This is a genomic window from Leucobacter salsicius M1-8, assembly GCF_000350525.1.
Classification (GTDB): Bacteria; Actinomycetota; Actinomycetes; order Actinomycetales; family Microbacteriaceae; genus Leucobacter; species Leucobacter salsicius.
Genome location: NZ_AOCN01000022.1, coordinates 263,696 through 279,345 on the forward strand (window position 1 = coordinate 263,696; position 15,650 = coordinate 279,345).

The following is a 15,650-nucleotide window of genomic DNA, read 5'->3' on the forward strand; positions in this document are numbered from 1 at the left end:
GTACCCTCGAATCATGGCCAGTAAAACTCCGTCGCGCGCAAAAACGGGCAAGAGCACCACGCGAGCGACTCGCGAGCGCTCACCTCGTAGCACCGCGAAGACGACGGTGCTCGCCAAGCCGAGCACCGAGAACGGCTTCGTTCGTGCCTGGCAAGGCCTGGCGCACGTTGTGGGCGGAGCCGCGCGAGTGTTTCGGGCCGAGCCCCTCGCGCCCGAGGACCGGCGCGACGGGATCCCGCTGTTTCTCGTGCTGCTCTCCATTACGGGTGCGATCATCGAATGGTTCCTCATCGGCAATTCGGTTGCCGTGCAGCTGGATGCATGGTCGTTCGGTGGCCTGGTTGGGCGGGTCGCATTTGGCTTCCCAATCATCATGGCCGGGTTCGCGCTGTGGCTGTTCAACCATCCGTCGAGCGTCAACGACAATCGGCGCATTGCGATTGGTTTGTTCTTGGCCATCATGAGCGTTTCGGGGTTGACGCACATCTTCGGCGGTTTGCCCCAGCCCACGGAGGGTATGCCGGCGCTCGCGCAGGCGGGCGGCCTGTTGGGGTGGATGGTAGGCACCCCGCTCTACGCGCTCACGATTTGGGTGGCGGTACCGGTGCTGTCGATCCTGGTGCTGCTGTCGCTGCTCATCGTGACAAAGACGCCCCCGAGTCGAATCGGCGCTCGCCTGAAGGAGGCTTACAGCTTCCTCTTTGGGGTGGTCGAGCCTGACACGCAGGAGCCCACTCCCAGCAAGCGCGAAAAACGTGAACGCGAGCGTGAGAAGCAGACGCCGCTGTTTGATCTCGAGGATCACGCCGACGACGAGGCGGAGAAGCCGCAGCCGGGCGCAATGCCCTGGTGGCGTCGCAACTCGACCGGTCGCGAGGAAGATCCGACGTACGCCGACGATCAGGACGCCCTGGACAGTGTGCTCGGTGGCGATGCTGAGCCCGAGGGTGCCTTTGAAAGCGCGTTCGCGACGGCCGATGTCACACCGCCTGGTGCACCGGGCACGCCTGGACTCCCGGTCACCGGCGCTGGCGCGGCCGCCACCGCTGCGACCGACGTGTTTCCCACCGATCTCTTTGACTCGCTGAACCATGCGGAGGCCGCCGTTGCTGCTGCAGAGGCCAGCGGTGCCGCTCGCGCATCGGGGCTCGGCGATGACTCGTGGGACGACTTTGCTGACGCGGTTGATCCGGAGCCCGAAGAATCTGAGCCCGCAGCCGATACAACACCGTTCAGCGTGGCACCCGCGCACGATCCCAGCGCGGCGCGCGAGTACAACCTGCCTGACCAGATGACGCTCGCGGCGGGCGATGCGCCGCTCACACGCACTGACGCGAACGACCAGATCATGGCAGCGATCGCGCGCGTGTTCGAGGAGTTCAAGGTCGATGCGCGGGTATCGGGATTCTCGCGCGGACCGACGGTCACGCAGTACGAGGTCGAGCTTGGTCCCGGCGTGAAGGTCGAGAAAGTCACCGCGCTGTCGAAGAACCTGTCGTACGCGGTCGCTTCAAACGAGGTGCGCATTCTGTCGCCGATTCCGGGCAAGAGTGCGATCGGCATCGAGATTCCGAACAAGGACCGCGAGAACGTGGCCCTCGGCGACGTGCTGCGTTCGCACCGTGCTCAGCGCAGCGTGCACCCCATGACCATTGGCGTGGGCAAGGACGTGAAGGGCGGGTTCGTGGTCGCGAACCTCGCCAAGATGCCGCACCTGCTGGTCGCTGGCGCGACCGGATCGGGTAAGTCGAGCTTTATTAACTCGATGATCACGAGCATCCTGATGCGGGCGACGCCCGCGCAGGTGCGCATGGTGCTCGTCGATCCGAAGCGTGTTGAGCTCACCGTGTACCAGGGCGTGCCGCACCTGATCACCCCCATCATCACGAACCCCAAGAAGGCAGCCGAGGCACTGCAGTGGGTCGTGAAAGAGATGGACATGCGCTACGACGACCTCGCAAGCTTCGGGTATCGGCACATCGACGACTTCAATGACGCCGTGCGATCGGGCAGCATTGTGCTCCCCGAGGGCAGCGAGCGCAAGCTCAAGCCTTACCCGTATTTGCTCGTGGTCGTTGACGAGCTCGCCGACCTGATGCTGGTGGCCCCGCGCGACGTGGAGGATTCGATTCAGCGCATCACCCAGCTCGCGCGCGCCGCGGGTATTCACCTCGTCCTGGCGACGCAGCGTCCCTCGGTAAATGTCGTGACTGGTGTCATTAAATCGAACGTGCCGAGCCGCTACGCCTTCGCTGTGGCCTCGGGCACTGACTCCCGCGTCATCCTCGACGAGGTGGGCGCCGAGCGCCTCATCGGCCAGGGTGACGGGTTGCTACTGCTGAACGGGGAATCGAGCCCGGTGCGCGTGCAGGGTGCTTGGGTCGGTGAGGCCGAGATTGCTGCGGTTGTGTCGCATGTGAAGGCCCAGGCTCAACCCGAGTATCGTGCTGACGTGGCACAGGTCGCCGAGAAGAAGGAGATCGACGCCGATATCGGTGACGATCTCGAGGTGCTGATCGCCGCGGTCGACCTCGTCGTGAGCTCGCAGTTCGGGTCGACCTCGATGCTGCAGCGTAAGCTGCGCGTCGGCTTCGCGAAGGCCGGGCGTCTGATGGATCTGATGGAGTCGCGCGAGATTGTGGGGCCCTCTGAAGGGTCCAAGGCGCGCGACGTGCTCGTATCGCCCGAGCAGCTGCCCGAGGTGCTCGCCCGCATTAAGGGCATGCCGTCGGCTCCCGCTGCGGCTCCTGCAACGCCCCCGGCTGCTGGTTACCAGACAGCTGGAGCTGGGCAGGCGGGTGTGGGCGCAAATGCCGGTGTTGGTGCTGGCGCGGCTGACGCCGCACCGACCACTGAGTTCACGGCTGTCGAGCCGGATTCCCGATACGACGACCCCGTCGCCGCGTACCAGTCGAGCCTCCAAGAAGTCGAGGGCGACGAAGATGGCAGCGAAGACGCTTGGCAGCTCACCGGCCGGGACTAACCACGCGGCGGGCCGTGCTGCAGGCCGTGCGCCTAGGCGTGCTGAGCATCATTAGCGCCAAGATTATCCATGACCGGCAAACTGAAACGAGATCCGAGTGAACGAGACCGCTGCGAGACCCAGCAACTGGAACGCGCCCAACATCATCACTGCCGCTCGCATCATCGCCACGCCCTTCTTTCTGTGGCTATTGCTGGCTGAGGGCGGCCAGGACATTGGGCTTCGGTGGGCTGCGGCGGCCTTCTTCGTGCTCGCGATTGCCACCGATGCTTGGGACGGTCATCTCGCCCGTTCGCGCGGTCTGATCACGGATCTGGGCAAGTTGCTCGATCCGATCGCGGACAAGTTTCTCACCGGCGCCGCGCTCGTCGGGCTGTCGATTATCGCTGAGCTGCCCTGGTGGGTGACCATCGTGGTGCTCGTGCGCGAGGTCGGCATCACCGTGCACCGCCTAATCGTCGCTCATAACGTTGTCCTGGCGGCCGCGTGGATGGGCAAGCTCAAGACGGTTGCACAGTCGGTCGCGATTACGTTGGCGCTCGCACCGTTCGCCTCGATCATGGGTGACGCAGCGCCGATCGCGTACTGGGCCAATGTGATCACCATGACCATCGCGGTCGCGCTCACCATTTTGAGCGGAATCGATTACATCGTCGCCTTTGTGCGGGCCAAGGGCCGCACGGCATGATCGAGCTCGCCCGAGTGGCCATTGAACGCGCGCGCGACCACGGGTTGCGCATTGCGGTGGCGGAGTCACTCACGGGCGGGCTGTTGGCTGACGCGCTCGTGAGCGTGCCGGGCGCCTCACGCGCCTTCTCGGGCGGGATCGTGAGCTATGACACCGCGCTTAAACAATCCTTACTCGGAGTCGACGAGGAGTTGCTTGCTTCAAAGGGCCCCGTCGATGAGCTGGTCGCGCAGCAGATGGCCGCGGGTGCGCGACGGGCGTGCGCCGTGGACGGGGTGCCGGCCGCGATCGGAATTGCGACCACGGGGGTCGCGGGCCCGGATCCGGATCCCCAGACCGGACAATCTCCCGGTACTGTCTGGGTGGGCGTGAGCTCGCCAGCGGGGGAGCGTTCGGTACTGGTGGCGTGTGCGGGAGATCGCGCCGCGATTCGGGCCGCCGCCGTGGAAGCTGCCCTCATCGAACTGAACACAGAACTCGCCCAGCTGTAAATCATGGAATGCTGCTCGGCTGACACTGAACTGATGTCGGGCAGGATCCCTCGTTGAGCCTCGTAAGCCAGCTCTGCCCAATATTCATGTGTCGCGGACTCTCGGGTTCGCGCCTCGGTGGACGAAGCTTCTGAAGGGGCTCCGGCGGCCGAATCCTGGCCGCGGGGCGGGCCGCGTCTCACGCCCGACTTCGCTCGGAATCTCCGTTCTGGATGATCGATGAAGACCTCGTTGAGGGGGCTCCTCTAGTACAACAGCCCATCGACATCTTGCTGCACCAGCCAACGAGATATTGGCCTGTACGTTCGGAGTGGCGCCTGTGCCGGGGGCATTCGCAGACGGATCCCCGTTCAAGAGGAGTTCGGCGAATGCGTCAGCCCGATATGTGTCGAGACTCCAAACGGCTTCGGTATCGCGGATCACCTGTACAGTCGCCCGAGCCCGCTGCTGGGCCTCCGGCCTGAGGCTATCGAAATCAAGAGGAAGCCTTGTGCGGGGATGAAGTGTTGGGCTGGTAGGTGGTTGTGTATCCGCCGCAGCCTCCCTGCTTGCCTCGTGCTGATCCCGAGAGATTTGCACCGCACGACGCCTCACTGCTTTCGCGATCCGATCAACTCGATCTTTAATGCCGTAAGCCAAGACCGCTGGGAGTACCGCTCCGATCTCGGCCATGCCGTCTGGCAAAGGCGTCACCCAGACAGTGCGCTGCGCCGCCGCGGACTGGTGGCGCTCATTCGTGCTGCGTGGGTGTAGCCGTTGGGCGATTTCGCGGACTTTGCTGCGCAGCCGGCCAGGCGTGGTCTTCACCGCCTCGCGGAGACACAGCGCCTCGTAGCGCGGGCGCAGCTGGTCACTCACCGCGCCGCCTTCGCTAATAATCGTCTTCGCGTGCTGCAGCGAGATTCTTGCGTGGAAGACTGCGGTATGAGTGCGAGGAAACAGGATCACCAGTTGATGGGCTTCTCCCATCATTCCGAGCACCGCGCGATCGCTGACTCCGATAGGCGCGGAGCACTCCGCGGCCCGCGACCGGAGGGCCACATCGATTTCCGCTGGCGCTCGAGCTGTTTCGAACGCTAGCTTCTAGATCCGGCTCAGCGCGAGAAGCTGCCGGGCCTGTAGTCGCCTGATCCCTTCCGTGGCAGCGACAAATTGATCCCGGAGCGCTCAGCAAGAGAGACTGGCTCGGGGGTGAGGATTCCGTGGCTGAGATCGGGGTTGTACGCGTCAAAAACCTCGAGTAAGCCGACTATTCCCCGAAACTTGAGCCAGGTTCACTCAGGTTCAGGGAAGTTTCAGGAATAGGGCGGGTAGTCTCTCGGTTACCTCTAGTGATGCGGCAAGTGTGTCGTGGCGTTGGAGAACATCCAGCGTAAACAGGTAAGATCTAGGCACGGCTCTTAGGTTGTGCAAGTGAAGGAGGGTTCACATGGTGCTGATGCGTCAGGAGATCGGCGACGTGCTACGTGACTTCCGGTTGCAAAAGGGGCGTACCCTGCGACAGGTTGCTGGCGAAGCGAGCGTTGCTCTCGGATACCTCAGTGAAGTTGAGCGCGGTCAGAAAGAAGCTTCGAGTGAAATTCTCGCAGCTGTGGCCGATGCGCTTCAGACTCCACTCTCAGTCATTATGGGCGAGGTGAGCGAGCGTCTCGCAGTGATCGAGGGGCTGTCGCTCCCGATTACCAGCGGCGTGCCCGATACGGTGCCTGCAGACTTTGTTTCGGGTTTCGCGCCCGAACTCGTTTCGTAATTCGGCGCCTCTTCGCGCGTGAGAATTAGCGAGTTTCGCCGGGCTTGCGCGGCTGAGTTTGGTGATGACTATGCAGCGGTGCTGCTTCGTGACCACTGGCTGCGCGAGTTCGACGGCACTGCTCAAGAGTCCCTCGATGCAGGGGAAGAGCCCCGTCTGGTTTGGGCCGCCCTCTGTGAAGACCTCAATGTGCCGCTTTCTCGGCGACACGGCAGAGGGCTGCGGGATCCGCGCACATAGGATCTGTTGATTGGTTTGCTGGCCAGTGCACGACACGCCGGATCTTTTTTCGAATGTGTGTTCGATGGGTGATAGCTTCGTCCACAGGGCGTCGAGCTAGCTCGTTTTCCACATCTTCGACCCGGGGGTTCCCGATGTCGGTGGTTGGTTCTAACGTGTGAGTTATCGACACCCCATGCCTTGTCGGCCGCTCCGCGGCAACGACAGTCGGTAGGCAGCAACCCGCGCGGCATCGCCGCTCACGAGTGAGGACACATCATGGCAGCTCCCAAAGATCGCGAAAAGGCACTCGAGGCCGCTCTTGCGCAGATCGACAGAAACTTCGGCAAGGGCGCAATCATGCGCATGGGAAGCGCCGAGCGCGCACCCGTCGAGGTCATCCCCACCGGTTCGGTCGCACTGGACGTAGCTCTGGGAATTGGTGGACTTCCCCGCGGTCGCATCATCGAGATCTACGGCCCCGAGTCGTCAGGCAAGACGACGCTGACGCTACACGCCATTGCAAATGCGCAGCGCGCGGGTGGCATTGCCGCGTTCATTGACGCCGAGCACGCGCTTGACCCCGAGTACGCGCAGAAGCTGGGTGTCGATATTGACGCGCTGCTCGTTGCTCAGCCAGACACGGGTGAGCAGGCTCTCGAGATCGCCGACATGCTGATTCGCTCGGGTTCGGTCGACCTCGTCGTCATCGACTCGGTCGCCGCGCTCGTGCCCAAGGCTGAGATCGACGGCGAGATGGGCGACAGCCACGTGGGCTTGCAGGCACGACTGATGTCGCAGGCTCTGCGCAAGATCACGGGTAGCCTCAATAGCACCAAGACCACCTGTATCTTCATTAACCAGCTGCGAGAGAAGATCGGCGTATTCTTCGGAAGCCCCGAGACCACCTCGGGCGGCAAGGCGCTGAAGTTCTATGCTTCGGTTCGTCTCGATATTCGTCGCATCCAGACGCTCAAGGACGGCACCGAAGCCGTGGGTAACCGCACGCGCGTCAAGGTGGTCAAGAACAAGATGGCCCCGCCCTTTAAGCAGGCGGAGTTTGACATCCTGTACGGCAAGGGCATCTCGCGTGAGGGCTCGCTCATCGACTACGGCGTAGAGCATGGCTTCGTGAAGAAGAGCGGCGCCTGGTTCACCTACGACGGTGACCAGTTGGGTCAGGGCATGGAGAACGCGCGACGCTTCCTGCTGAATAACCCCGATATGGCCGCCGAGATCGAAGAGAAGATCCTCACCAAGCTCGGCGTAAACGGTCGCTCCGAGGAGCCCGCCGCCGATGCCAAGGGTGCTGACGCGAAGGCAGTCGACGCGAAGGCTGCGGCTCCGAAGGGCGCGGCGGCCAAGGCTCCGGCGACCAAGGAGGTTGCTGCTAAGGATGCTGCGGTGAAGGAGTCGGCCGAGAAGGCCCCGGCACAGCGCGCGAGCGCCTAGTTCGATGGCGGTACGTTTCCTGCCGCCGCCAGAAGAACGCATCCCGGCGAACCGCGACGAGGGCGAGAACCTCGCCGAGGTCGTCGAGATGCGTTCCTGGCTGCGGCCGGCTTCGACAGTCGGTGACGGCGACGGTGACGTCGAGGCCGAACTGCCGGAGCCAGCTGGCTGGGCCTCGGACGCCGAGCCAGCGGCTTCGGGCTGGGCTTCGGGCGCCGAGCCGACCGGCGCCCCTTGGGTCTCTGCCGATGAGTCCTGGACGGGCGATGCCGGCGACGGCAACGCTCCGACCGAGGGCCCCGGCGAGTCGGGGGGCGCCCGCGTGACGCGGGTGCAGTTCGGCAACGGCCCTGTCGAAACGGCTGCCGAGTCCGCGCGGTCCACGCCCAGCGAGACTGCCCCCGCGAACCCGCGGCGTAAGCGAGAACCCGCAAAGACTGCAAGACGCGCGGATCGGGGCGCCTCAGCGCAGGTGCCAGCGGAAGCGCCGGCGGGCGCCGAATCGGACGACGAGTCGAGCCGCAGCGAGGCCTACGAGGACGCAGTTCGACTGCTCGCACGCCGAGCTCGCTCGAGCGGTGAACTGCGTGACGATCTGCTTGCGCTTGACCACTCGGCTGACGAAGTATTGACCGTGATCGATGAGTTCATCGAGAGCCGCTACCTCGACGACATCGGCCTGGCGCGAGTGCAGTCCGAGAAGCTGCGCGATTCAAAGGGGGCCAGTCGCGGGCAAATCGCACGCAAGCTGCGCGAGCGCAAACTACCCGACGCGGTGGTCGAAGAGATTCTCGGCGAGCTCGACGTCGACGAAGAGTTCTCATTGCTGCGGGAGGCCGCCGCGAAACGCGCCGAGCGGCTGACTGGGCTTGACCGGCAGACCGCCCAGCGGCGCCTCCTGGGATTCCTGGCACGACGGGGCTGGTCGGGGGAGCCCGCCATGCGCGCCGCCAACGAGGCACTCGACGGCGGCCTCGGACGCGGCAAACGCGGACCCGGCGGCGTGCGTTTTGAATAGCCAGCCGCGCGCGCTTTGAGGAACCGGGGTGTGCGGCGCACGGCGCCGCACACCCCGTCATCGGCCACCGCTGCCCGCCGGTACAATGAACTACATGAGTTCTGCACCTGTCGAAGCTGTCTCCGATCAGACCGCAATCGCGCCCTCGCCGGCTGCCCTGCGCCCCGACGGAAGTCCGCGCAGCTATTCGGTGCGCACCCTTGGCTGCCAGATGAACGTGCACGACTCCGAGCGCCTCTCGGGTTCACTCGAAGCCGCTGGCTATGTCGCGGTGGCAGAGTCCGAGCAGGCCGACGTTGTTGTGATCAACACGTGCGCAGTGCGTGAGAATGCTGGCCAAAAACTGTACGGCAACCTCGGCTACCTCGCGAGCGTGAAGCGTAAGCACGAGGGCATGCAGATCGCCGTGGGCGGTTGTCTCGCACAGAAGGATCAGGGCACCATCGTCGAAAAGGCCCCCTGGGTCGACGTCGTGTTCGGCACCCACAACATGGGATCCCTGCCGGCGCTCCTCGAACGTGCCCGCCACAACGAAGAGGCCCAGGTTGAGATCCTCGAGTCGCTCGAAATCTTCCCGTCCACTCTGCCCACGAAGCGCGACTCTGCGTCGAGCGGCTGGGTTTCCATCTCGGTCGGCTGCAACAACACCTGCACGTTCTGCATCGTGCCCTCACTGCGCGGCAAAGAGAAGGACCGTCGCCCGGGTGACGTGCTCGCCGAGGTGCAAGCGCTCGTCGACGACGGTGCGATCGAAGTCACCCTGCTGGGTCAGAACGTCAACACCTACGGAGTCGAGTTTGGCGACAAGCTCGCGTTCGGCAAGCTGCTGCGTGCCATGGGTGAGATCGAAGGGCTTGAGCGGGTGCGCTTCACCAGCCCGCACCCCGCGGCATTTACCGACGACGTAATTGATGCCATGGCCGAGACCCACAACGTGATGCCGTCGCTGCACATGCCCCTGCAGTCCGGCTCCGATGTCGTACTCAAGGCTATGCGTCGCTCCTACCGCTCCAAGAAGTTCCTCGGTATCCTCGACCGCGTGCGTGAGAAGATGCCCGACGCGGCCATCACAACCGACATCATTGTCGGCTTCCCCGGCGAGACGGAAGAAGACTTCGAAGACACGATGCGCGTCGTTGAGGCGTCGCGCTTCCAGAGCGCCTTCACCTTCCAGTACTCGATCCGCCCCGGCACTCCCGCGGCCGAGATGGAGGACCAGCTTCCCAAGGAGATCGTGCAGCGTCGCTACGAGCGCCTGCACGAACTGCAGGAGCAGGTCTCGCTGCGTGAGAACCACGCCCAGATCGGCCGCACCGTCGAGGTTTTGGTGTCGGCCTGGGGTGGCAAGAAGGACTCTGCCCAGAGCCGACTCTCGGGACGCGCCGAAGACAACCGTCTCGTGCACTTCTCGGTTCCGGAGGGCGCAGAGGAGCCGCGCCCCGGCGATGTCGTCACTGTAAAGGTCACGAGTGCCGCACCGCACTTCCTCATCGCCGACGAGCCCACCGCCTACCGTGTGCGCCGCACGCGCGCCGGAGACGCCTGGGATCGCCGACAGGCCGACAGCTGCGGCGTACCGGCTCCGGCGGCCGCAGACGGAGCGCCCAAGGCTGTGAGCCTGGGCCTTCCCACCATTCGCACGCGATGAGCGCGCAGTGACCCCAGGCATCGCGAGCACCGCGACTGCCGCGACCACAGACGCGCCAGCGACCCCCACGCTGTGGGCGGTCGTCGGCGCGACCGGCACGGGTAAGTCTGCGCTGTCCCTCGACCTCGCCGAGCGCCTCGCCGGGCAGGGCCGCACGGCCGAGATCGTCAATGCCGATGCGATGCAGTTTTATCGCGGCATGGATATCGGCACTGCGAAGCTGCCCGAGGGGGAGCGGCGCGGCATCGCGCACCACCTGTTCGACGCCCTCGACCCCACGGAGGAGGCGACTGTCGCGTGGTACCAGCCACGCGCCCGCGGCGTGATCGACGAGATCCACGCGCGCGGCGCCGACGCGATTCTAGTGGGCGGATCCGGACTCTACGTCTCGAGCGTGATCTACGACTTTCAGTTCCCTCCCCGGGACGAGGTGCTGCGCGCGCGCCTCGAAGCCGACGACGCCGAGCACGGCACTGCGTCGCTGCTGGCGCGCCTCGCTGAGCTGTCGCCCGAGACTGCGGCGGCAGTGGACGCAAAAAACCCGCGCCGCGTCGTGCGCGCGCTCGAGGTCGCACTACTGGGCGGCGACGCGCGTGTCACGCTTCCCAGCGAGCCCGAGCTGTGGCGCACCAACTCCCGTCTCGTCAGCGTCGAGTGCGAGCGCGGGACCCTTGTCGAACGGCTCGACCGCCGCGTCGATCATATGTGGGCTGATGGCCTGGTCGACGAGGTGCGCGACCTGATTCCGCGTGGCATTGAACGGGGAGTCACCGCAAGCCGTGCCATCGGGTATGCCCAGGCACTCGGTCAGCTCGAGGGGCGGCTCACCGAATTCGAGGCGATTGCCGAGACGCAGGCGCTCACGCGACGGTACGCGCGGCGACAGGTGGCCTGGTTCAAGCGGTATCCGGGGATTCAGCACGTCGCAGGCCCCGATATCGACGCCGTTTTACCCGCATAGCTGTTCCCCATAATCGTGCCCAATACACTGGGACGATGACGACGCTGCAATTCGCCAAGGGCCAGGGCACAGGCAACGACTTTGTGCTGTTCACCGACCCTGACGGCACGATCGAACTCACTCGCGATCGCGTGCGCGCGCTCTGCGACCGCCACACGGGGATCGGTGCGGACGGCGTGATCCGTGCCGTGCGCAGCCGGGCGATCCCTGAGGGGGCCGCGGTGCTCGAGGAAGAACCCGAGGCTGAGTGGTTCTTCGACTTCTGGCACGCCGACGGCACCCGCGGCGACATCTGCGGCAACGGCATTCGGGTCTTCGCGCACTACCTCATCGCTGAGGGGCTTGTGGCCCCGGAGCGACGCGATACGCTCCCGATCGCCACCCGGCTCGGGGTGCGTGACGTGCTCGCGGGCGCCTCGGGGTACACCGTCGACATGGGCCGCTGGCGGCTCGGCGGTGAGAAGCTTGTCAGCGCGCGCGGTCTGTACGTGCCTCGCCCAGGCCTCGCGATCGATCTCGGCGGCATGCACGTCGTCACGGCCCTCGCGCACGCGGGCGAACTCGAAGCGCTTGACCTGAACCATGAACCCACGCTTAACACCGATGACACCGCGAGCTTCGAATTCGTCGTGCCCGATGACACGCTCGTTAAGAACGGCGTCGCGCGCATCTCCATGCGCGTCCACGAGGAGGGACGGGGGGAGAACCGCTCCAGCGCGGCCGGAGCCGCGGCGGCGGCCCTTGCCTTTCGGCACTGGGGTGGCGACGACATGCCCCATCACTGGAGCGTCGAGGTTCCCGGCGGTCGGCTGGCGGTGCGCATGTTCCCCACGCAGGAGGGCGAGCATGTCTCGCTGAGCGGGCCCGCCGAGCTCGTCTACACGGGCGAGATCGAACTGCCCGAGGCCTAGCCAAAACGGGCACTGGCCCGGTTTTCACCGGGCCAGACACGGGCGCCGGATCCGGCACCAATCATTCAACTGCTACTCGCAGCCCACGCCGTCACCGTCACGGTCGAGGTGCCTGCCGTATCCCGGCTGCCCCGCATACACCGGAGCACCGCCCGCCTCGCGGGCCGCCGTGCAGCTCTTGTAGTAAGCCTCGGGCGTGGGGGTGGGCACCGCCGGCCGCGGCTGTGCCGGGGCCGGTTCTGAATCGGGAGTGGTCGCGGTGAGCTGATCCGGATCCGGCGCATTCTCAGCTACGAGCCCGCCCGCGAGCGTGCTCGCGACCGCGGGCTCCTCGGGACAGGTCGTGAGGACGCGCTGCATCGCATCGCGCTCGGCTGCCGTCACCCACAGCTGGTACGCGGCCTTGGTCGAGACCTGCCGGGCGACGTACTCGCACCGGAATGCACGATTCTTGGGCAGCCAGCTCGCGGCATCGCTGTCGCTCTTCGCGCTGTTGGCGGGGCCGTCCGACGCGAACAGGTTGATAGGGTCGTTTGCGAGGGCGACGCGGGCGTCCTGCGAGAGCTGTTGCGCCCCCTTCTGCCAGGCGTCCGAGAGCGCCACGACGTGATCGATTTGCACGAGCGTTGACGTCTTATCGCCGCGCACGAAGTCGATGGTCTTGCCCGTGTACTTGTCGGCGAGGGTCCCCGAGAGCACCTTGCAGGGGCCCGAGAGCGTGAGATTCGTGAGGTCGCGCTGCAGCATGTCGTTGCGGGTGTCGCAGCCGTTGCGGTCGACGTCCTTCCACGGGGACCCAAACTGGGCTTTGCGGTCGTAGCCGGTCTTGGGGGCGCGACCCTTTATCGGCAGTGTCGCGAGCAGCTCGAGGGCCGACCCTGCGGCGGGGTCGGCAACGTCGGCGGCGTCAGTGAGGTCTTCGAATTCGAGGGGGTCCGCTACGTCGGTATCGGCGTCTGAGTCGTCCGGTTCAGCGGGCACGTGCTCCTCGACGACGCTCGCGGCGGGGTCATCGACGGCGAGCCCGGCGGGATCCGCGCACCCGGCGAGTGTGAGGGCGAGCGCAGCGAAGAGAGCGGCGGAGGCGCGACCGCGCCGCCCCGCCGTGAACACGCGGCTCAAGCCTCGGAGTCCTCGGAACCCGCGGCCGCCTCCGCACGCAGCACGTGGAAGCCCTTGGAACGGGTCGGACGCGAGACCTCGAGCGAGGGGAACTCGGCCGCGATCCAGCGCTGCAGCGAGTCGGCACCCAGGTGCTTCGCCACAACGAGGCTTGCGACGCCACCCGGGGCGAGCCGGGGCAGCCACTGCTGCAGGATCTCGTGCAGTGCCTCCTTGCCGACGCGAATCGGGGGGTTGGAACGAATCTCGGCGAACTGCAGGTCGGCCGGCACTTCCTCGGGCGCGCACACGCGCACGTTTGTGAGTCCCAGGCGATCCGCGTTCGCGCGGGTCAGCTCTCGCGAGCGCTCGTTGACGTCGATGGCCCACACCTCGCGCTCGGGGTGGTTGAGGGCCGCGGCGAGCGCGATGGGGCCCCAGCCGCATCCGATGTCGAGCATCGGAGCGGCAGTTGGGCCCTGATCCGGATCAGAATCAGTATCGAGCTCGGTGTCGTGAGCAGCTTCGAGACCTGAATCGAGGTGCGCGAGCAGGATCTCGGTGCCACGGTCGAGGTGCTCGGGGCTGAAGACGCCACCGGCGGTCTGCACCGTGCGGGGGGCCCCGGCCAACACAACCTCGATCTCGCGGGGTCGGTAGTCGCCGGAGGGGGAAGCTGAGAAGTAATGCTCGGTCACACCCTCCAGTATCTCAGCGATTGCCTGCGCCATAGCACGGTGGCCGTAGATTTCGGTCGCCTTTTGCGTGAATCCCGACATAGACTGGTAGTAGATGACTAACGACACTGCAGTAGGCCACGAGCCGAACGAGTCCGCACCAGACGAGTCCGCACGCGACATCGACGCGCGTGACGGCGGAGCGCTGGGCGGGGATGCCCTCTCACGTATTCTGCGCCAGGAAGCTGGCTCGGCAAATGTGATTCGCGACCTTTCGAGCGCCCAGGCGCTCGGCGACGACGCACACGATGACGTGCATGAAGCGGTCGACACGATCCGCATGGAGCGCGAAGACCGCGCATCGCTCAAGCGCGTTGCCGGGCTCTCAACCGAGCTCGAAGACGTTACCGAGGTCGAGTACCGACAGCTGCGCATTGAGAATGTCGTGCTGATTGGCGTGTACTCGGGCAATGGACGCGCAGGCCAGGAGGACGCCGAGAACTCGCTGCGCGAGCTCGCCGCACTCGCCGAGACCGCGGGTGCCGTCGTGCTCGACGGGCTGTTGCAGCGCCGCGCGTTCCCCGACCCCGCCACCTACTTTGGCAAAGGCAAGGCGCAGGAGCTCAAGGAGCTCGTGGCCGCGCTCGGCGCCGACACGGTGATCGTGGACACCGAGCTGCGGCCGGGCCAGCGCCGCGCGCTTGAGGATGTCGTGCAGGTCAAGGTGATCGACCGCACCGCCGTGATTCTCGATATCTTCAGCCAGCATGCGAAGAGCCGTGAGGGCAAGGCCCAGGTCGAGCTCGCGCAGCTGCAGTACCTGCTGCCGCGCTTGCGCGGTTGGGGCGAGTCGATGTCGCGCCAGGCCGGTGGCCAGGTGGGCTCCGACGGCGCCGGCATGGGCTCACGCGGCCCCGGCGAGACGAAGATGGAGCTCGACCGACGCAAGATTCACAATCGCATGGCGAAGCTGCGCAAGGAAATCGCGGGCATGGCCCCGGCCCGAGAGGCCAAGCGTGCCAACCGCAAGCGTGGCGAGGTGCCTTCGGTCGCAATCGCCGGATACACGAACGCCGGCAAGTCGAGTCTCGTGAACAAGCTGATCGACGCGCAGGAGCTCGTGCAGAACGAGCTGTTCGCGACCCTCGACACGGCGATCCGTCACGCAGAGACTGCTGACGGCCGCACGTTTACCTACGCCGACACGGTCGGGTTTGTGCGCAACCTGCCGCACCAGCTCGTCGAAGCGTTCCGTTCGACGTTTGAGGAGGTCGGCGAGGCCGACGTCATTCTGCATGTCGTCGACGGGGCTCACCCTGACCCTGCCGCCCAGCTGCGCACCGTGCGCGAGGTCATCGCAGAGGTGAACGCTCAGTCGATCCCCGAGGTCGTCGTGTTCAACAAGTCTGATCTGCTCGACGACTCGCAGCGACTCGTGCTGCACGGGCTCGCCCCCGATGCCGTGTTCGTTTCGGCGGTCACGGGTGACGGGCTCGACGAGCTTAAGAAGCGCGTGGACGCGGCGCTGCCGACGCCGGATCAGGAAGTCACAGTTGTGGTGCCCTACGACCGCGGCGGGCTGGTCGCCGAGATGCACGAGCGTAACCGCGTGGTGTCGACCGAATACGTCGAGGAGGGCACCAAGGTGCACGCCTTCGTGTCGGCCGAGATGCTCGCGAAGCTCGAGGGCTTCCGCGTATAACTCAGGCCGGTGACTTCGAAAGCCCGGGGTGTGCGTCAGTTCACTGACA

Annotated in this window: 14 protein-coding genes; 11 read left to right on the forward strand and 3 right to left on the reverse strand. The window is 65.5% G+C overall.

Annotated features, from left to right (window positions below; translation table 11 throughout):
- Window positions 1-13 precede the first annotated feature (13 nt).
- From C795_RS0110280 to C795_RS0110290, 3 genes are all read left to right on the forward strand, one after another.
- Entirely contained in the window at window positions 14-2,983 is a 2,970-nt protein-coding gene (locus C795_RS0110280; protein ID WP_017793675.1) for an FtsK/SpoIIIE family DNA translocase, read from the forward strand.
- A 97-nt stretch (window positions 2,984-3,080) separates the two neighbouring features.
- Window positions 3,081-3,671 carry a CDP-diacylglycerol--glycerol-3-phosphate 3-phosphatidyltransferase gene (gene pgsA, locus C795_RS0110285; protein WP_017793676.1) on the forward strand — a complete coding sequence of 197 codons (591 nt, stop codon included), beginning with the start codon at window positions 3,081-3,083 and terminating at the stop codon, window positions 3,669-3,671.
- On the forward strand, window positions 3,668-4,162 hold the full coding sequence (locus tag C795_RS0110290) for a CinA family protein (RefSeq protein WP_017793677.1): 495 nt from the start codon (window positions 3,668-3,670) through the stop codon (window positions 4,160-4,162). The genes pgsA and C795_RS0110290 overlap by 4 nt, the downstream gene beginning before the upstream one ends.
- A gap of 84 nt (window positions 4,163-4,246) precedes the next feature.
- Here the strand turns inward: C795_RS0110290 and C795_RS17865 are convergent, their stop codons facing one another.
- Window positions 4,247-5,203, reverse strand: a complete 957-nt coding sequence (locus tag C795_RS17865; RefSeq protein WP_198008459.1) for a DUF222 domain-containing protein — start codon at window positions 5,201-5,203, stop codon at window positions 4,247-4,249.
- Between the two features lie 388 nt (window positions 5,204-5,591).
- Between C795_RS17865 and C795_RS0110295 the strand changes: the two genes are divergently transcribed.
- From C795_RS0110295 to dapF, 7 genes are all read left to right on the forward strand, one after another.
- Window positions 5,592-5,912, forward strand: coding sequence for a helix-turn-helix domain-containing protein (locus C795_RS0110295; RefSeq protein WP_017793678.1), 321 nt, complete (start codon window positions 5,592-5,594; stop codon window positions 5,910-5,912).
- Between the two features lie 18 nt (window positions 5,913-5,930).
- Complete coding sequence (locus C795_RS16960) at window positions 5,931-6,152, forward strand: DUF3046 domain-containing protein (RefSeq protein WP_083879215.1); 222 nt, start codon at window positions 5,931-5,933, stop codon at window positions 6,150-6,152.
- A gap of 258 nt (window positions 6,153-6,410) precedes the next feature.
- Window positions 6,411-7,583, forward strand: coding sequence for a recombinase RecA (gene recA / locus C795_RS0110300; RefSeq protein WP_017793679.1), 1,173 nt, complete (start codon window positions 6,411-6,413; stop codon window positions 7,581-7,583).
- A 4-nt stretch (window positions 7,584-7,587) separates the two neighbouring features.
- Window positions 7,588-8,601 (forward strand): regulatory protein RecX, encoded by a 1,014-nt coding sequence (locus C795_RS16645; protein ID WP_017793680.1) that lies wholly within the window; start codon window positions 7,588-7,590, stop codon window positions 8,599-8,601.
- Window positions 8,602-8,695: 94 nt separating this feature from the next.
- Complete coding sequence (gene miaB, locus C795_RS0110310) at window positions 8,696-10,249, forward strand: tRNA (N6-isopentenyl adenosine(37)-C2)-methylthiotransferase MiaB (RefSeq protein WP_017793681.1); 1,554 nt, start codon at window positions 8,696-8,698, stop codon at window positions 10,247-10,249.
- 7 nt (window positions 10,250-10,256) lie between these two features.
- Window positions 10,257-11,210, forward strand: coding sequence for a tRNA (adenosine(37)-N6)-dimethylallyltransferase MiaA (miaA, locus tag C795_RS0110315; protein ID WP_017793682.1), 954 nt, complete (start codon window positions 10,257-10,259; stop codon window positions 11,208-11,210).
- Between the two features lie 35 nt (window positions 11,211-11,245).
- Entirely contained in the window at window positions 11,246-12,121 is an 876-nt protein-coding gene (gene dapF / locus C795_RS0110320; protein WP_017793683.1) for a diaminopimelate epimerase, read from the forward strand.
- A 72-nt stretch (window positions 12,122-12,193) separates the two neighbouring features.
- On the opposite strand, the gene C795_RS0110325 is transcribed toward dapF, so the two are convergent.
- Together C795_RS0110325 and C795_RS0110330 are read right to left on the reverse strand one after the other, a co-directional pair.
- The gene (locus C795_RS0110325; RefSeq protein WP_017793684.1) at window positions 12,194-13,234 is read right to left on the reverse strand and encodes a GmrSD restriction endonuclease domain-containing protein; all 1,041 of its coding nucleotides are present in this window, start codon (window positions 13,232-13,234) and stop codon (window positions 12,194-12,196) included.
- A 5-nt stretch (window positions 13,235-13,239) separates the two neighbouring features.
- Complete coding sequence (locus tag C795_RS0110330) at window positions 13,240-13,953, reverse strand: class I SAM-dependent methyltransferase (RefSeq protein ID WP_017793685.1); 714 nt, start codon at window positions 13,951-13,953, stop codon at window positions 13,240-13,242.
- A 61-nt stretch (window positions 13,954-14,014) separates the two neighbouring features.
- Here C795_RS0110330 and hflX point away from each other — a divergent pair, with 61 nt between their 5' ends.
- Complete coding sequence (gene hflX, locus C795_RS0110335; protein WP_017793686.1) at window positions 14,015-15,601, forward strand: GTPase HflX; 1,587 nt, start codon at window positions 14,015-14,017, stop codon at window positions 15,599-15,601.
- The last annotated feature ends 49 nt before the right edge of the window (window positions 15,602-15,650 follow it).

What these genes read in the sequence shown, in the direction of transcription:
- recA (WP_017793679.1), top strand. Translation starts at nt 6,411, where the DNA reads ATGGCAGCTCCCAAAGATCGCGAAAAGGCACTCGAGGCCGCTCTTGCG.
- hflX (WP_017793686.1), top strand. Translation starts at nt 14,015, where the DNA reads ATGACTAACGACACTGCAGTAGGCCACGAGCCGAACGAGTCCGCACCA.
- miaB (WP_017793681.1), top strand. Translation starts at nt 8,696, where the DNA reads ATGAGTTCTGCACCTGTCGAAGCTGTCTCCGATCAGACCGCAATCGCG.
- C795_RS16645 (WP_017793680.1), top strand. Translation starts at nt 7,588, where the DNA reads ATGGCGGTACGTTTCCTGCCGCCGCCAGAAGAACGCATCCCGGCGAAC.
- C795_RS0110295 (WP_017793678.1), top strand. Translation starts at nt 5,592, where the DNA reads ATGGTGCTGATGCGTCAGGAGATCGGCGACGTGCTACGTGACTTCCGG.
- dapF (WP_017793683.1), top strand. Translation starts at nt 11,246, where the DNA reads ATGACGACGCTGCAATTCGCCAAGGGCCAGGGCACAGGCAACGACTTT.
- C795_RS0110330 (WP_017793685.1), bottom strand. Translation starts at nt 13,953, where the DNA reads ATGGCGCAGGCAATCGCTGAGATACTGGAGGGTGTGACCGAGCATTAC.
- C795_RS0110280 (WP_017793675.1), top strand. Translation starts at nt 14, where the DNA reads ATGGCCAGTAAAACTCCGTCGCGCGCAAAAACGGGCAAGAGCACCACG.
- C795_RS0110290 (WP_017793677.1), top strand. Translation starts at nt 3,668, where the DNA reads ATGATCGAGCTCGCCCGAGTGGCCATTGAACGCGCGCGCGACCACGGG.